At 48.8% G+C, this 16,027-nt stretch carries 15 protein-coding genes; 7 read left to right on the forward strand and 8 right to left on the reverse strand.

All coding sequences use genetic code 11. The annotated features are described in order from the left end of the window. Window positions 1-107: 107 nt before the first annotated feature. From L1285_RS20430 to L1285_RS20445, 4 genes are read left to right on the forward strand one after another with little or no spacing between them, the layout of a single operon-like run. Window positions 108-1,082: a MipA/OmpV family protein gene (locus tag L1285_RS20430; RefSeq protein ID WP_235414065.1), complete on the forward strand. Its 975-nt coding sequence runs from the start codon at window positions 108-110 to the stop codon at window positions 1,080-1,082. Continuing rightward, window positions 1,072-1,470, forward strand: coding sequence for a DUF3019 domain-containing protein (locus L1285_RS20435; protein WP_235414066.1), 399 nt, complete (start codon window positions 1,072-1,074; stop codon window positions 1,468-1,470). The genes L1285_RS20430 and L1285_RS20435 overlap by 11 nt, the downstream gene beginning before the upstream one ends. Beyond that, entirely contained in the window at window positions 1,470-2,159 is a 690-nt protein-coding gene (locus L1285_RS20440; RefSeq protein ID WP_046003994.1) for a response regulator, read from the forward strand. The genes L1285_RS20435 and L1285_RS20440 overlap by 1 nt, the downstream gene beginning before the upstream one ends. A 6-nt stretch (window positions 2,160-2,165) precedes the next feature. Continuing rightward, window positions 2,166-3,431 (forward strand): ATP-binding protein, encoded by a 1,266-nt coding sequence (locus L1285_RS20445; RefSeq protein ID WP_235414068.1) that lies wholly within the window; start codon window positions 2,166-2,168, stop codon window positions 3,429-3,431. Here the strand turns inward: L1285_RS20445 and arfB are convergent. The 5 genes from arfB to L1285_RS20470 all read right to left on the reverse strand — a co-directional run bounded on the left by arfB (window position 3,428) and on the right by L1285_RS20470 (window position 8,478). Then, the gene (gene arfB, locus L1285_RS20450; protein WP_235414070.1) at window positions 3,428-3,841 is read right to left on the reverse strand and encodes an alternative ribosome rescue aminoacyl-tRNA hydrolase ArfB; all 414 of its coding nucleotides are present in this window, start codon (window positions 3,839-3,841) and stop codon (window positions 3,428-3,430) included. The two genes, L1285_RS20445 and arfB, sit on opposite strands and share 4 nt — an antisense overlap. A gap of 56 nt (window positions 3,842-3,897) precedes the next feature. Next, window positions 3,898-5,109 carry an FtsX-like permease family protein gene (locus L1285_RS20455; protein ID WP_235414072.1) on the reverse strand — a complete coding sequence of 404 codons (1,212 nt, stop codon included), beginning with the start codon at window positions 5,107-5,109 and terminating at the stop codon, window positions 3,898-3,900. Window positions 5,110-5,118: 9 nt separating this feature from the next. Continuing rightward, a complete protein-coding gene (locus tag L1285_RS20460; RefSeq protein ID WP_235414074.1) occupies window positions 5,119-6,447 on the reverse strand; it encodes an ABC transporter permease in 1,329 nt (442 codons plus the stop codon). An 88-nt stretch (window positions 6,448-6,535) separates the two neighbouring features. Then, window positions 6,536-7,804 carry an efflux RND transporter periplasmic adaptor subunit gene (locus L1285_RS20465; protein ID WP_235414075.1) on the reverse strand — a complete coding sequence of 423 codons (1,269 nt, stop codon included), beginning with the start codon at window positions 7,802-7,804 and terminating at the stop codon, window positions 6,536-6,538. 371 nt (window positions 7,805-8,175) lie between these two features. Further along, window positions 8,176-8,478 carry a hypothetical protein gene (locus L1285_RS20470; RefSeq protein ID WP_046004000.1) on the reverse strand — a complete coding sequence of 101 codons (303 nt, stop codon included), beginning with the start codon at window positions 8,476-8,478 and terminating at the stop codon, window positions 8,176-8,178. Window positions 8,479-8,616: 138 nt separating this feature from the next. Here L1285_RS20470 and nhaR point away from each other — a divergent pair, with 138 nt between their 5' ends. Together nhaR and L1285_RS20480 are read left to right on the forward strand one after the other, a co-directional pair. After that, window positions 8,617-9,537 carry a transcriptional activator NhaR gene (nhaR, locus tag L1285_RS20475; protein WP_046004001.1) on the forward strand — a complete coding sequence of 307 codons (921 nt, stop codon included), beginning with the start codon at window positions 8,617-8,619 and terminating at the stop codon, window positions 9,535-9,537. Beyond that, a complete protein-coding gene (locus L1285_RS20480) occupies window positions 9,530-9,811 on the forward strand; it encodes a SelT/SelW/SelH family protein (protein ID WP_235414077.1) in 282 nt (93 codons plus the stop codon). The genes nhaR and L1285_RS20480 overlap by 8 nt, the downstream gene beginning before the upstream one ends. 11 nt (window positions 9,812-9,822) lie before the next feature. Here the strand turns inward: L1285_RS20480 and L1285_RS20485 are convergent, their stop codons facing one another. Both L1285_RS20485 and L1285_RS20490 read right to left on the reverse strand, forming a co-directional pair. Further along, on the reverse strand, window positions 9,823-11,850 hold the full coding sequence (locus tag L1285_RS20485; RefSeq protein WP_235414078.1) for a methyl-accepting chemotaxis protein: 2,028 nt from the start codon (window positions 11,848-11,850) through the stop codon (window positions 9,823-9,825). Between the two features lie 162 nt (window positions 11,851-12,012). Next, window positions 12,013-12,936: a hypothetical protein gene (locus tag L1285_RS20490; RefSeq protein WP_235414079.1), complete on the reverse strand. Its 924-nt coding sequence runs from the start codon at window positions 12,934-12,936 to the stop codon at window positions 12,013-12,015. Window positions 12,937-13,042: 106 nt separating this feature from the next. On the opposite strand from L1285_RS20490, the gene L1285_RS20495 reads away from it, so the two are divergent. Continuing rightward, window positions 13,043-13,876, forward strand: coding sequence for a hypothetical protein (locus tag L1285_RS20495; RefSeq protein ID WP_235414080.1), 834 nt, complete (start codon window positions 13,043-13,045; stop codon window positions 13,874-13,876). On the opposite strand, the gene L1285_RS20500 is transcribed toward L1285_RS20495, so the two are convergent. Then, window positions 13,828-15,960 carry an EAL domain-containing protein gene (locus L1285_RS20500; RefSeq protein WP_235414081.1) on the reverse strand — a complete coding sequence of 711 codons (2,133 nt, stop codon included), beginning with the start codon at window positions 15,958-15,960 and terminating at the stop codon, window positions 13,828-13,830. The genes L1285_RS20495 and L1285_RS20500 overlap by 49 nt on opposite strands. Window positions 15,961-16,027 lie beyond the last annotated feature (67 nt).

Here is a 16,027-nt window from a genome sequence, read left to right on the forward strand (position 1 = left end):
GCCTTGCTGTTATTCCAGCCAGTGGAAATGTTATTTAATGTAACTCTTTCTGGTAATTGGTAATTTTATTGGTAAAGTACACATGTTTAAAATAGGGAGTGGGTAAAGTGAAACGTCTGTCGGGTGTGATTGGCTCAGTGTTGTTTAGCAGTATGGCAATGGCCAACTGTGACTCCCAACCAGAGAATTGCATTGAGGTGTCACAATGGGAGTTTTCCGTGGCATTGGGCGCCGGTGTCGCAACCAACCCCTTGAAAGATGGCGATCATTCACCATTGATTGTGTTGCCATATGTGCGCTACTACGGCGATCGCTTTTTTCTCGATAATACCGCGATTGGTTACACATTCTATGACCACCAGGCATTTGATGTAAGCTGGATTGCTGAGCTTAACTCAGAGCAAGCTTTCTTTAGCCGCTCCCGACCAGGCACAGTGCTACGCGCCAACACGCTATCCCCGGATCTCAATGAACGAGTCAACGTACCACAAATAGAGGTGCCCACATCAGGCGAAGTCAATGGGGGTGATAGTGTCAACTTACCCAATGACGTCAGTGTGCAAGTGCCGGTCACAGAGTTAGATCTAGAGCCGAAAGAGATACAGCCACCTTCTTTAACCTTTGACGACTTGGCCAAGCGTAAATGGGCTATCGACAGCGGTATACTGGCACACTGGTATATCTCTGAACAACACAAGTTGAGGGTGCGGTTACTGCATGATGTACGTGGCATCTATAAGGGCTTTCACAGCTCATTAGAATATAGCTACAAATTGCCATTTGGTGCGCCTAAATATGCCCAGCTCCAGTTCAAGCTCGGAGTCGATTACAAAGATGCAAAACTGGGGAGCTATTACTATGGTATTACACAAAGAGACACTGAACTTACACATTATCGCTACCAGGTAGATAGTACGTTTAACCCTTATGTGGGCATAGCTTATAATCACAGGTTGAGCGAAAGCTGGCAATTTAAATTCACGGCAAAGCATCAATGGCTCGGTTCAAGTATCGCAAACAGCCCAATTGTCGACGAAGGCTACACAACCTCTGTCTTCATCGGAGGCTTGTATGCGTTTTAACCTTGCTCTGCATAGCTTGTCTATGGGGGCACTGATATGGTGCTCGCTGACAGTGCAGGCTAAATCTGAGCCACCACCACTGTTTGAGATAAAACCTCAGGTTTGTATGGTAAAAACACAAGGACAAACCTGTCAGATGACCATCCGAGTGAACTGGCACCACAGCGCATCTGAAAATCTTTGCCTATACCAGTCAGACACTCAGCTGCATTGTTGGAAAGACAGCCAGCAGGGAAGCGTAAAACTGGCCGTCAAGCTTGCGCAAAATATGGAATTTAGCCTTAAAGATCCGCACCAAAACACACTTGCTAAAAAAACCATTAAAGTCAATGCTGTCGTCAGCACTAAGTATCGCAGGAAACTAAAAACAGATTGGAGTTTATTCTAATGATCAAAGTCATATTAGTAGAAGATGATGAGAGGCTGGCTCAGCTGACAGGACAGTTTTTACAAAGTAACAATTACGCTGTGACTGTGATCCATGATGGCGCACTGGCACCGGAGAAAATCGTCCAAGAGCAACCTGATGTGGTGATCCTGGACATTATGCTGCCAAACCTGGATGGCTTTGAAATTTGCCGCCGAATTAGACCCGACTACCAGGGGCCGGTGCTGTTTTTGACAGCCAAAGACAGTGACTTTGATCATGTCAGAGGTCTGGAAATTGGTGCTGATGACTATGTCATCAAGCCTGTAGAGCCTTATGTGTTACTTGCCAGGCTAAATGCACTTTTGCGTCGTCAGGGCAAACAAACTGACAGCACAGATCAACTGACACTGGGACAATTACGGATAGATAAAGCGGCCCGCAAGACCTATCTGAGCGAACAGGAAATTGATCTGACGAGTTATGAGTTTGATCTACTGTGGGAGCTTGCCAGACACGCAGGCGATACGCTCAGCCGCGAACATATTTATAACCAGGTTGTTGGCCGACCCTATGATGGGCTGGATCGTAGCGTCGATGTACGGATCTCACGATTGCGTAAAAAACTCAATGACAACCTTGAACAACCCTACAGACTGATCACGGTTTGGGGCAAAGGGTATTTATGCTCAAAATCTGCCTGGGACTAAGGCATTATGCTGCGATTGCTTGTTAGCCTTTATATTGTGGTGTTCGCCAGTATTATCGCCATTAATTTAGGCAGCGAGGCAATCTGGCGCAACTGGGTTGAGCAAGCACCCGATGACCTGCGACACGCAACTTTGGTTGCCGGGCAATATAAACAAGCACTCAGCTACATTAAAGAAGACGAGTTCGAATCGTTTCTCAGTACGCAAACACAATTGACCGTATTTCCTTATGAAGATGTTGCCTGGCTGCCTGAGCAACTGACCGCGCTCAGACAAGGTGAGATCATCACCTCTTTTGATGCTACGGGGAATGCCCTGCTGCTATTTATGACCAACAATGGGATGTCTGTCGCCCAGCTTGGTCCGTTTGCACCAGCACAATCTGCCGAAGTAAAACAATACACCATCAAGTTTCTTTCTTACTCAGTGCTGGCATTACTGTTGGTCATTTGGTTGAGACCGCTTTGGATTGATCTGGTCCAATTGAAACGCACGTCCGAGAAGCTGGCTTCCGGGTCACTTGACCTGACAACACGCCGATCTCGCTTTTCAGCCATTTATACATTGACTCAGCAAATTGAACGCATGGCGCTAAAAACAGCCAGTCTGATGAGCAACCAAAAACAGCTGGTAAATGCAGTCTCCCACGAGCTAAGAACACCGCTCGCACGTTTGAAGTTTGCGCTGGCTATGTTGGCACCCAAAGCGCCTGAACAGGTGGCCGCTATGGAAGAGGACGTGACGGAAATGGAGGTGCTGATTGATGAGATGCTCAGCTACGCCCGACTTGAGTTTGCCAATCAGCAGTTGCATATGCAGCAATGCAATCTGGCTCCTCTGGTACTGGACCAGCTTGAAAAACTGACACGCACAACCGACAAACAGCTGATCACCCACACCATCAACGATACCTTGGTTATGTGCGACCCTCACCAGTTAACCCGCGTCATTCAAAACCTGCTGCAAAACGCCGACAAATATGGCCAAAGCACAATTCGCATCAGCCTCGATCAGCGGCAGAACAAGGCGGTGTTTACAGTAGAGGACGATGGTCCCGGCATTCCAGAGTCAAAACGGGAGCAAGTGTTTCAGCCGTTTTCCAGACTGGATAAAAGCCGCAATAAAGAAACCGGTGGATTTGGCTTAGGTCTGGCTATCGTCAGCAAAATTCTCTCCTGGCACAATACCAGTTGCGAAATCAACGACTCTGAGCTGGGCGGAGCTTGCTTTACTGTGCAGCTGCCGCTTGTATCGCAGAGCGAGCCCGGTTAAAACTTAACGGCACCACGCATTGCTTTAGTCTGAGCTCGTTTATTTTTGCTGTCGAGACGTTTGCGCTGCGAGCTGCGAGTGGGCTTGGTCGCCCTGCGCGCTTTTTCTACTTTTATTGCACTGAGGATTAAGGCCTTCAACCGGGCCAACGCATCTTCACGGTTTTGTTCCTGAGTGCGAAAGCTCTGTGCTTTAATCACAATCACGCCCTCTTTGCTGATACGACTGTCTTGCAATGCCAGCAAACGTTCTTTATAAAATGGGGGTAAAGTAGAGCGTTGGATATCAAACCTCAGATGAATGGCAGAAGCAACCTTGTTGACATTCTGGCCACCCGCCCCTTGCGAACGGATCGCCGACAGTTCAATTTCCCATGCCGCCAATTCGACATTGTTTGATAGCTTTAACATAGTGACTACGGTTTGCCTTTCTCATTGCTATCATAACAAGTTGCACGTGCATTCGTCTATCTGGCCTCACCCAGGCGACTTGCAATAGCCGGAGACACTCTGGCAGCCCGACACGCTGGCGCCAGGGTAGCAACCTGCCCTAACAGCACCATACACACACCACCGATGACAAAAAAATCCACAGGCACAGTGGCTAACTCAAACCAGTTGCTAAATTGTACATTCAGTAAGATAGCCGCAATACAGCCTACCCCGACGCCAACTGTGGTTAGTAGCGCATTTTCAAGCATAAAGTAGCCCACTATCTGTCCTTGCTGTGCGCCAAGTGCACGACGGATCCCAATTTGCCGACGTCGCCGGATCACCGCAAAACGTGCCTGACCAAATATTCCCAAAGCAGTAACCAAAGACAGGCAAGCAACCACCCACAATAAGGTCATGCTCGCGGCATACTCAGCCTGATAACTTTGCGCTTTAACTTGCTCAAACGTCATGAATTCTTCAATTTTACGTCCATGCAAACGCATCAGATAATCCAGAGTATTGGCCGTCACCTGCGCTTGCTGACCGGGTGCATGACGCACCAGGTAATACACATATTCACTGGTCTCTATCACAGGCGCCAGCACGCTGTGCTCAACAACCACCCAAAAGCTCCAGGCAGCCTGCAAGGTTTTGACCACACCACGAACTTGCTGAGGGCGCTTGTCGATATAAATTGTTTTACCGACGACCTGACGCCAGTCATCAGGGTACAGTGATTGAGCAAGGGCTTGTGTAATGATGATCTCAGTCGCCACTCGAAACCCGTCTGTTTCGGCATATTGCGGTGTCTGGGCAAAACTTTCACCGGCGACCAGCTCCAGCCCCATGGTTTCCAGCAGTGCAGCATCACCGCCGTAGTAGCCACTGAAGGTATCGTAATCCCCCTCCGCCTGGGTTGCCACTTCCAGAAAATTGCCCCAACCGCTCAGTGGCACCCCGGAGGTAACAGAGGCAGTTTCAACCCCGGACAATCCCTTTAATGCCAGCAAATCTTGTTCAATTTGCGACGCTCTGGCTTGTGTATCACCCGGTAAATTAGTGAGGACGTAAAACGTGTTCTGCTCATCCAGACCACTGGGGCGGGATAACAAGCTTTGTTTTTCAATCGCCAGATAGGCTGCATTGACCAAAATCATAAAGGTCACGGCGATTTGCAGGATAAACAACACAGGCGCAGTACGGCTGTGATTCAACGTCTTGAGAATGGGTAACAAGTCTCGCATAATGGCCCCTTACACACCGTTAAGCTGACTGGCAGGCTCTATCCGGCTGGCACGAAAAACGGGAAACAGCCCAAAAAGCACACTAACGGAAACCGCCACCAAAGGCGTCATAACCAGGATATACATATCCATGTGCATTAAATCACTGCTCAGGTGCTGATAAACCCGGCTACATAAAGTCAGCCCCAGCTGAGCAAGCAACAGGCCTAGCGCCCCACCAAACAGGCCCATCAACACAGTTTCTACACTAAACTGAACAAATATCTGCTGCTTACTTGCACCGACCGCGCGGCGCAAACCAATTTCGCTGGCCTTACCATGAAACTTGGCCATCATCAGATTGGTGCTATTCAGTAAGCACAGCAATAAAAAGCACAGTGATAAGCCCAGTGCCACCAGGTTATCATCAGAAATGGCTTCACGGTCGGCGAGATACTCACCAGGTGTGCTCAGCTTGTTGAGAATTTTGCGCTGAAACCGCCCCAGCGCGCGTTGCTCCTGGACATAGGTATAAAGGAACTCTTCGTAAGCACGGCGCTGACTGGCATCTTTTAGCTCAACCCAAAAGTAAACCCAGACACACTCAGAAGCTAACAGGGCTTCAAACGAGCTGTCTTGTGGGTCTTGCCAGCATTCAAATGGCTGCAAATTTGACGACCACAGGGCGTTACGTACTTGGGTCTCAAACGGGATAAAGACGTCTCTGGGTTTGCGAAATGCATGCATAGCCTCGCCATAAAAACGAGGCAAGATAGGCCAGTTATCCATGACCCCAATAATGCGATACTCCAGTGCCCCCAGTGTAATGTGCTGGCCCACGGAGTTCTCACCATTGAACAGTCGCTGATTCGTGTCTGCACTGATCACCGCCACTCGCTCTCCTTGCAGATCAGCATCCTCAGACCAGGCGCTACCAAATTTGATGGGTGCATTAAAAGCGCTAAAAAAGTCGCGACTGGTGGAACGCACCAGCGCCGTTTTTGCTTCAGAGTCTGGCTGAGTCGGCAGCTTCAGTTGGTCGCGATAACCGCTGACAGGAATGTGGGACTCGGCACGGTTCGCGCGCCACAAGTTTTGCATATCCTGAAAGGTCAGATAGGGCGGCACCCGCTCTTCATCGCCCTGGCTATAATAGGCTTTTTGTGGGCCCCAGCTGTTAAGCTGGACTAAAAACAACGAGTCGGCTTTGCCGGGGACCGGCTCCTGATTCATCATGTAATTGATGGTGTAAGTGGTCATGGTGGCTGCGATACCCACCGCTATAGTGACCACAATTAAGGAACTTAATAATGGAGTTTGTTTGAAGCTTATCCAGGCCAGTTTGAAATAATATCTCATCAGCTTGCTTCCTCCACCTTGTTATTTCCCGGAAATGGCGCCGGGTCAGCACGATCAACCTTAAGATCGTGCTATCGCATTGATTTAATTACTGAACAACTCGCACACGTTCTGCACTGTTGAACATCCGGGTATCCGATATAATCACCGTATCACCAACCGTCAGCCCGGAAAGCACCTCGACCTGGCCCAGACTTTTCGACCCCAGGCTTATAGGTTTTTTCACTGCACTGCCTTCATCCAGAACATAAGCATATTTACCGCTATATGCATCAACAAACTGGCCTCGGGGCAGATAAGTAACGCCCGACTTTTCTTCCAGCACAATACGACTGGTCAGGCGCTGATTCTGTCTCAGCCCAGTGATGTCTGTTTCCTTAAAGCGGATTTTACCTTCCACCTGACCACGCACTATCTCCGGAGAAATGGCAGTCAGCTCACCTTCATAGGCGCGGCCATTTAAAGTAATTTGAGCTGGCATGCCTAACGCCAGGTCATCGGCATAGTTTTCAGGAATATTGACCTCAACCTCGTAGTGCGACAAATCCACGACGCTGAGCAACGGTTGGTTCTTCGCTACCGTGTTTTTTTGATCAACACTCAGGTTACCGACAATGCCGTTAACCGGAGAGCGGATCTCCAGTGACGCCACGCGGCGTTGTAATTCATCAACCAGCACCTGCTGTGCCTGCAATTCGATTGCCCGCGTCTGGATCTCGAATTTCTGGCTCTCTTTTAGCAACGCGACCTCTTTGACCGCCAAACGATGCTCACGCTGTGCGTTTTCCAGCTCATCTTTGGCTTTTTGATAGTCTATGTCGCTCACGACCTGGTTTTTCTTACCTTCTTCATTTCGGCGCATTTCGCGTTTAGCCGCGTTCAACGCGACTATCGCTTGACCCAGGTAGTTTTCCTGCGCCAGGTCCTGCTTCTTTGCCTGAATTTTTTCTCGTTCAAGTTGCGTTTTTAGACGTGTAAGCTCTGCCTGCTCCTGTGCCAACAAGCTTTTCAGCTCAGGGCTGTCAATCTGAGCCAGCGGCTGGTTAATCTCTACCGAATCGCCTGCTGTAACCAGGTAAGTGACCGTACCTTCTGCCGGGCTATAGAGGGTTGGCCGGCGTGACGCAATTACGCGACCCTGAACAGAAATATCCCGAATAAATTCACCACGGCGTACTTCGGCGACATGAATGTTATCCATTCTGACCGCACTTTCACCACTTGCCCATGCAAGTAGCTGAGGAACAACAAAATATAATGAAATAAATAGACCAGCGATGATCAGGAAGTACAGTTTGTAGTTGTGTTTTTTCTCTAGCTGGCTGTCCTGAGCGCTGGTATCATCGATATACTGCATGCACTACGTCCTTGAATATAAAAATGTTGATCAATACCAGTGCCTGAAAATAGCAAAATTCAATCTAAATGTCACCATCAATAAACATTTTATTAATACTTTAATCGGTTCCAAATTGGATTTGGGTACATTGTTTACCTTAGCAGGCTAATTATTGAGCCACATAACTAGATGTGTTAGTGAACAGGTAAAGGAATAAAAGAAGGGAAGCAAGAGTAAAGCGCGGCCTCCATGCCGCCGCAAGTGCTTGGGAATAACTGTAAATACTGCATAATCATATTCTAACCTGGACGCCACCTCCTATTTCGCTTTGTTTGGTCGAATAATTTATCTACTTGTCGAAAAGGCTTGCAACAGCGCTTGGGGAGTCGCTACGCCGCCCTGTTAAACTGACGCGCAAGCAGTAACTCACTGTCACGCAATGCACGTTTAATCACCTGCATCATGTTCTTGCCTTTGGCCCGAACAGACACACTGGGTAATCCCGGCAATAACACTTCCACTTTACAGATAGTCAAAACGCCATGACGCTGACACGCTTGCTCATCTACATCAATGCGTACTTTGCGAATGTGGGCCGCATAACGCATAAATTTGTTGGTGGCCAACTTTGAGAGTTGCGACTTGGTCGCCTCTGCAATGCGCTTGCCCGTTGCTCTGAAGTTTAGTTTCATAATGCTATCAACCTCTTGTACAAAGCCAGTTAATTACTGGATATTGAACTTATATTGTTGCGTCGATGAGGCTAATCTACTAATGTATTTAAAAAGAAAAAAGCTGATAAATTCTTAGCAAAACCTCGAATATTACGAATGATAACGAACATAAATTATAATCACCTGTACTACTTCTGGCAGGTAAGCCGTCACGGCAGCATCGCCGCAGCGAGCAAAATACTGCACCTGACACCACAGACCATCAGTGCGCAAATCACCAGTCTGGAGCAGCGCCTTGGTAAGCCTTTGTTTTTAAGGGAAGGCAGAGGACTCAGGCTAACTGAATACGGACAACTCACGCAGCAGTATGCCGATGATATGTTTGCCATTGCAGAGGAGTGGCTCGAAACCACTAAAGGCGACCTGGCCTCTATCAACCGTACCCTCAAGGTCGGTATTTCTGATGCCCTGCCAAAATCTCTGGTATCAAAATGGCTGGCTCCTTTGATAGATAACGAGCGCATCTCAAACTTACACTGTATCGATGGCCAGCAAGCCGAGCTCCTGGCACAAATGGCAACACATAAGCTGGATCTGGTGTTAGCGGATAAACCTCTGGACAGTGATACCCCGTTTAAGCTCTTCTGTCACGAAATTGGCAAGAGCCAGATTGGCTTTTACGGCAACAAACAAGATCAGTCCCTGACCTGTGATAATTTCCCGGCGGCGCTGGCCGACACGCCTATCATATTGCCGGCCAAGAATAGTCCAGTGACGAGTGCCATTCAATATTGGCTCAATGAGCTCAAAATCGAGATCTCCGTTGCGGGTCACGTGGACGACAGCGCTTTGATGAAAGCGCTTGGACAACAAGGGTTTGGCGTATTCCCGGCGCCCTTGTCTGTACGTGAGGAAATCGAGCGTCATTATGATGTGAACTTTATCGGAGCCATCGAAAACGTCTATCAGAATTATTACGCCTTCACCCCCGACAGGTTGATCAAAGACTCCATTTACTCAGAATTTGTGCAGCACGCTCGCAGCATAGATGACACAACAGGGAACCAATATGAGTAAACCCAGAATAACGATCCAGTATTGTGTTCTGTGTCAGTGGTTACTGCGCAGTGGCTGGCTGGCGCAGGAGCTGCTGTCTACCTTTGCGGATGAATTAGCAGAAGTGGCGCTGGCACCTGCCAGCAAAGGGGTGTTTAAGATTTATTACAACGACACCCTGATCTGGTGCCGAGAGCGCGATGGCGGCTTCCCGGAAGCTAAGATATTGAAACGCCGGGTACGCGACCAACTAGACCCAGGGCGCTCCCTGGGCCACATTGACAGTGGTCACTAGCCAACTGGCGCCTAGAGCTTAAAGCGCTCAATTAGCTGGGTCAGGCGCGCTGCAAACCCGCTCAGCGACTCACTGTCTTTGGCCATAAAGCCCATTTCCTGTGAGTTGCGGGCGGCTGTTTCCTGCACCTCTTTCATTAAGTCGGCAATACTTTCACTGTGCGATGCCTGATGATTTGCCGCATCGAGCACCCGCTCACTTAACGTAGCAGCCTGCTCGATGGCTTCACTCACCTGGGCCATATTATTCGCTAACTCTTCGCTTTGCTCAGCACATTCCCGTACATCCTGTTCGCCGTTTTGGATCAAGGTTGCCGTTGCATGAGTATCGGCTTGCAAGGCCGCAATCATCTTATTGATCTCCTGGGTCGCATTTTGGGTGCGAATTGCCAGTTGCCGAACCTCGTCAGCCACCACCGCAAAGCCACGACCTTGCTCACCCGCTCTGGCAGCCTCAATGGCCGCGTTTAGCGCCAACAGATTGGTCTGCTCCGCAATAGCCACAATGGTATCGAGTATTTTGCCAATCCGCTCACTGTGCGATCTGAGCCCTTCCATTGCCCCAACAGACTCCGCCATGGTGCCGCTCAGCGACATGATTTTCTGTTTATTTTGCATAACACTGTGCGCCGTTTCCTGGTTCAGCTGCTGCGCATGCTTCAACCCGGACACACCATGTTGGGACTGCTCCGACACATCAACGGCACTACTGGCGATGGTGGATGCAATACGTAGGGCGTTGTCGGTGCGCTCAACCTGGCCCGTTGCCCGGCGAGTCAGAGTCTGACTGCGCTCCAGCGACGAGCCAGCCAGACTTTTTAGGTCGTGTACTTGTGTATCTATTTCTTCCAGCAGGCTGCTAAGGTTTTGCTTTACCTGATTAATGTTGTCTGTCAGCGTGCCAAACTCATCCTCCTGGCGTTTAACAATTTGCCTCGAAAAATCACCACTGGCGATATGTCTGAGCATTTTGTTGACGGCTGCCAATGGGTTGAGCATGGCACGGCTGGTGGAAATGGCAATCCCAACCGCCAGAGCGGCAAAAATCAGAACCAGCATCAGCGCGGCACTTTGCGCTCGTTCGATGAGCTGATCAGACTCTTGCTGATACAGGTCAAACTGGCTCTGAGCCTGATTTTGAATGGTGTCAATTTGAGTAAACAATGCCGTAAAAGCCTGCTCTGCACTTTGATAACTCTGCATGGCCGTTTTCTGCCCAGCATGACGACGCGCCAAAGCCTGATACAAAGTGCCGGGCGTTTTAAGCTGACGCGTTATGTTAGCCCAGGCAGGTTCAAATTGCTGCAACAGGGGAGCCATTGGCAAGCCAGCCGACTGGCGTTTCAGGTAGGTTAGGTTGTCACTGATGTTATCGACAATAAAGCCCACATCTTCGCGGTGAGTGGCCAGTTTATCAGGTCCCACCTGCGCAAGAGATTGGACATTATTTTCCAGCGTAAACAGTAGATCATCAATTCGAATCCCAGTCCCTGCTACCTCATCTCTCAGTCGATTATCTGGGGTTTCAATTAGCTCGATATCCAACATAGCTCCGCCGGCTGCATTTCTGTATTCGAAGAAGGCGTTGATCCCTTGTTGAATACTGGTAATGGCCTGAAACTGTTCGAGGCGTGCCGTAAACAAAGCCTCAGAATCTGCCCGTAACGATATGCGGACCTGAGCGACATGCTGTAGCGGCTGCATTAACCTCGGATTCTCTGCTGCGCGATTCTCCAGATCTGCCAGCAGCTGCTGAGCACGGGATTCTGCCTGATTAAACGCCTGCTGGATTTGTCGTACACTGGCTTCGTCGTCTGCACTGTATGCCTTGGAGACCCAATTGCTGATCCTGAGCTGTTGTTGCTGAAATTGCTCGGCGGCATGCAAGATTGGCTGGGCGGTGTCGGTCACTTTATGGTTCGCGCGTTGGATTTCCAACAGTGCCCAGTAAGCAAGGGCGCAGGCAATAACCAGCAACATGCCGATCCCACCAAAGCCCAGGGTAATTTTATGTTTTATGGAAAGCCGCAACGGCAACATGGCTATACCTTCCTTTGCTGCCGCCTAAACCCAACTCGACGACAGCACTAATTATTAGTGTTATTTGCTAATATGTATAACATAAAAATAGTCGAATTTAAGGTATTTAGAAACAAATTTGCAGTTTTTCGGGGCAGAACAGGGGCCGTTAACGGCACCCGGTTATTTGTTGGCGTCTTTACGGATCTGCTCCAGCAGCTCCTCATCCCCTATCATCCTCTGCATCAGGTTATATACCTGATTATCAACATCATTGTTGTAGAGCTTCAGAATATCATTCGCCAATTGACGTTTAAGACCCGGATATTGCTCATCATTGGCTTGATAATATTGCGACATCAAACCTTCCGCCGCCGTTGCTCGCATATAGTCGTTGCTTTCCTTTTCTACAATATCCAGCAATGAACGCGCGATCCGCGCATCTACCACAGGCGTTTGCGCCACCACATCCAACGCCTGAACACGTAACTTATCCTCGTACTGACCGCGACTAATTTTTATAACAGCGTCTACCGTATCGTAACTCATGGTGTCCATTTGGGTGCGATTGAGTACATACATATTCATCTGCAACTGGCCCATAGCCGACAGACGGTCAATCACAGGCAAGCTCTCATTTAGCACGGTTTGTTGTAGCTGCCTGCTGAGTTTATCCGCATATTCCGGGTCGGTTTTCAGGCGCATCTCGTAGTCGTCGGGTAAGTCTTCATAAAACCCATAAACAGGGTTGCTTTCTCTGTGTGCGGCCCGTTCTTGTTGCTCTTTTTCTTCCAAAATTGCCAACACAGATTCTTCAAAGGACTGAGACGACATAGGCGTTGAATACGCGCGGTTTTCAAGCTCAAGTATGCGCTCCTGAAGATAGTGAATTTGTTCTGTTAACTGCTGAATATCAGCCTGCTTTGGGCCACTTTCGCCTATTTGACTGACAGCATGAGAGCCATTTTGAGTCGACGGAAGCGCAGATGACTCAGCGTAATCAGGTCCAGTGGCCAGCGCGGGTGGCCGGGCAACTTGACTGTAGATAGCGATACCCAGGGCACAGACCGAAAAAATCAAAGATAATGTGGTTTTTATTTGTGACATAATTTTCCTCTCAACCCTGGCAATCTACACAAAAAGCATTGCTTTTGCATCGGGGATCCTGTTAAAAGTTGTACCTTCAGCTTTGGTAATTAAACAAGGACTCTGGATGAAACCCCGCTGGAATACAGTCAAAATCAGCGTTTTTATCATCGCCTGTGCGATGCTCGACTTGCTGTTGACCCTGCTCGGTGTGTGGTCTGTGGAAGACATAACCCGCGCCTGGGTGCTCAGCTTCGAAGCGATGACTCTGATTATCTTATTCATCAACAGCCTAATGATAAGACACACCGTCAGCCAGTATCAAGATGGACACCCAGGCCAGAGCCTTGCCAATCTGATGGTTTTTTCCATGCTCCTTTGCCTGACAGGCGACGTGATTAATTTCAACCTGACACAGAGCTACTTTCAACATGGCGAGGTAGTGAAACATGACTACCTGGCAGACTCAGTGTGGTTTTTTATGCCCGGCTATGCCCTGATGTTTATCGCTTGCTGGCGCCTGCTAGACTATTCAGCTCACCAAACTCGCTATTTTGTTATTGCTATGCTGGTCACAGCGGCACTGGGGTTGCTCAGCTATTTAAACATGTACATCCCCGGCAGTGGTTGGTACGTCTCCCTGATGACTGGCATCTACGCCGTATTTATTGCACAAGCCGCACTGCTGGGCTTATGCTTACTGGTCAATACAAGTCTGCCTGCAAGGTCCCGATACCTAATGGCAAGCGCCATGATACTGGCCACGGTTGCAGATGCGCTCATCGGGCAATTTTGGATCTTTGGTAACGAGGGCCTGGGTTACTACCCACAGATCAGAGCAATCAACTGGGGGTTTTACATTACCTCACAAGCTATCGTGATCCATTTACCCACAGTTGCACTTAACAAGGATCACGGCTCGAGCCTTACTTGCGCCGCAGACGCTGGTTTTGCAAAATAATACCCCTGAATGTAGTCACATTTTTGTTCAAGCAAAAACGTCAGTTGCTGCTCTGTTTCGACCCCTTCTGCCACCACTTTCAAATGCATATTATGTGCAAGGCTAATAATGGCACGCACCACCATCTCACATTTTTCGCCTTCCCCCAGTTTACGGATAAACTCCCGGTCGATTTTTAATGTGTTGATCGGCAGATGAACCAAATAACTAAAAGACGAGTAGCCCGTACCAAAATCGTCAATCGCCACAGCAATCCCCAGTCGCTGAAAGGCATTAAGAATTTCAATTGCCTGCTGTGGGTTCTGCATCATCATGCCCTCCGTTACTTCAACTTCTATAGCATCGGCTGGTAGCTGATACTTTTGCAACAGGTAAAACACCATTTCGGGCAACTCTTCCCGGCGCAATTGCTCCATCGACAGGTTGACCGCAATGCAAGGTGGATTGGCATATTCCGCTCGCCACTTCTTGGCCTGCCGACAGGCCTGCTCCACCACCCACTCACCGACTTTATTGATCAGGCCCATTTCTTCCAGCTTAGGTATAAACACGCCGGGACCCAGGCTGCTGCCATCCGCCGGAAACCAGCGTAACAACGCTTCAACCTTATTAACCCGGTTATTATTGATGTCCCACTGTGGCTGATAAAACAGGGTAAACTCTTCGAGCTCAATAGCCGCACGAAGTTTTTGCTCCAGCTCAAGCGATGCCATCGCCTGCAAGTGCAATTCGTCGGTGAAAAACTGAAAATTCTGCCCGCCCTGCTTTTTTGCCCGATACATCGCCAGCTCTACCGCTCTTAATACGCTGACGCTATCCTCTCCGGCGCCCGGGAAGCGCGCAATACCAATGCTGGGCCCAATGAAAATCTCGTGGCCGCGAATGAGATAAGCACCCGACAAATGGCTTAATAAATGCTCGGCAAGCGTAGCCTCATTTCTGACATGCTGCTCTATAAAGTTCTCCAGCAATATCACATACTCATCGCCCCCTATGCGCGCAACAATGTCACCGTCGCTGACCGTTTTTACAATCCTGTGCCCCACCTCCTGAAGTAAAATGTCACCCACCTCATGACCAAACTGATCGTTAACCTGTTTGAAGTGATCCAGGTCGAGATGCAGTAGCGAAAACTCTCGGTTATGCCTGAGACTGCGCTTGATGGCTTGCTGCAAGTGTTTCTCAAAGGTACTGCGATTAACCAGGCCCGTTAAGGTATCAAACTGTGATAAACGGCTCAGTTGCTCCTCGATACTGCGCTTCTGGCTGATGTCCTGAAAAGCAATGACGACGCCAAATAAAGTGTTGTTTTCATAGATAGGGGTAGCAATAAACTCTACCGGAAACATACGTTTATCATTGTCTTTAAACAACCCATAAGAATCGCGATAAGTGTAACCCTTTACACAATGCTCGAAGATCCTGCAGTTTTCCCAGCTGGCATTACCCGCATTCGACGTTGACAGACAAATAAATTCCGCCACATCTGCGCCGACTAAGGTGTTTTCACTCAGGCCAAGAATTTTCTCGGTTGCGGGGTTGGTGTAAGTGATACACCCTTGGGTATCGACACCTAAAATGCCTTCACCAATAGATTTGAGCAAAAGTCGATTTTTGTTTTCAAGTTCCTGAATATCCTGAAAAGATTGTAACAGCTTAGTTCTTTGTTGTTCCAATTCCAGAAAAACCTGCACCTTGCTGTACAGCGTATGTGCGTTGATGGGTTTAAACAAATAGTCGACTGCACCGACTTCATAGCCTTTAAATTCCAGCGCTTCGGTGTGATCTGCTGCAGTAATAAATATAATGGGTGTATGCTTGGTTTCGTCATTCATACGCAGCAAAGAGGCTGTTTCAAAGCCATCAATGCCGGGCATCATTACATCCAACAGGATCACGGCATACTTGTGCCGCAAAACCAGTGATAACACTTCATGCCCCGACTCAGCAGAGTGGAAATTGGCGCGCATATCCCCGAGGATTTTTCTCACTACCCGGTGGTTTTCTGGCCTGTCATCAACGATCAAAATCGTCGGTTTGGTGCGGTCGTCTTCTTGCACCGCACTTTGCTTTATCGCTCCCATAAATCATCCTGGTTTGTTGCTTTCCAGCTCCTTCAAGCTTAGTACAAAAATCGCAGCGTCCCGTCCA

The sequence above is a fragment of the Pseudoalteromonas sp. DL2-H2.2 genome, from assembly GCF_021532535.1.
GTDB lineage: Bacteria > Pseudomonadota > Gammaproteobacteria > Enterobacterales > Alteromonadaceae > Pseudoalteromonas > Pseudoalteromonas rubra_A.

Coding starts and splice junctions, on each gene's coding strand:
- L1285_RS20490 (WP_235414079.1), bottom strand. CDS start 12,936: ATGTCACAAATAAAAACCACATTATCTTTGATTTTTTCGGTCTGTGCC.
- L1285_RS20460 (WP_235414074.1), bottom strand. CDS start 6,447: ATGAGATATTATTTCAAACTGGCCTGGATAAGCTTCAAACAAACTCCA.
- L1285_RS20435 (WP_235414066.1), top strand. CDS start 1,072: ATGCGTTTTAACCTTGCTCTGCATAGCTTGTCTATGGGGGCACTGATA.
- L1285_RS20465 (WP_235414075.1), bottom strand. CDS start 7,804: ATGCAGTATATCGATGATACCAGCGCTCAGGACAGCCAGCTAGAGAAA.
- arfB (WP_235414070.1), bottom strand. CDS start 3,841: ATGTTAAAGCTATCAAACAATGTCGAATTGGCGGCATGGGAAATTGAA.
- L1285_RS20455 (WP_235414072.1), bottom strand. CDS start 5,109: ATGCGAGACTTGTTACCCATTCTCAAGACGTTGAATCACAGCCGTACT.
- L1285_RS20445 (WP_235414068.1), top strand. CDS start 2,166: ATGCTGCGATTGCTTGTTAGCCTTTATATTGTGGTGTTCGCCAGTATT.
- L1285_RS20440 (WP_046003994.1), top strand. CDS start 1,470: ATGATCAAAGTCATATTAGTAGAAGATGATGAGAGGCTGGCTCAGCTG.
- L1285_RS20500 (WP_235414081.1), bottom strand. CDS start 15,960: ATGGGAGCGATAAAGCAAAGTGCGGTGCAAGAAGACGACCGCACCAAA.
- L1285_RS20485 (WP_235414078.1), bottom strand. CDS start 11,850: ATGTTGCCGTTGCGGCTTTCCATAAAACATAAAATTACCCTGGGCTTT.
- L1285_RS20480 (WP_235414077.1), top strand. CDS start 9,530: ATGAGTAAACCCAGAATAACGATCCAGTATTGTGTTCTGTGTCAGTGG.
- L1285_RS20495 (WP_235414080.1), top strand. CDS start 13,043: ATGAAACCCCGCTGGAATACAGTCAAAATCAGCGTTTTTATCATCGCC.
- L1285_RS20470 (WP_046004000.1), bottom strand. CDS start 8,478: ATGAAACTAAACTTCAGAGCAACGGGCAAGCGCATTGCAGAGGCGACC.
- nhaR (WP_046004001.1), top strand. CDS start 8,617: ATGATAACGAACATAAATTATAATCACCTGTACTACTTCTGGCAGGTA.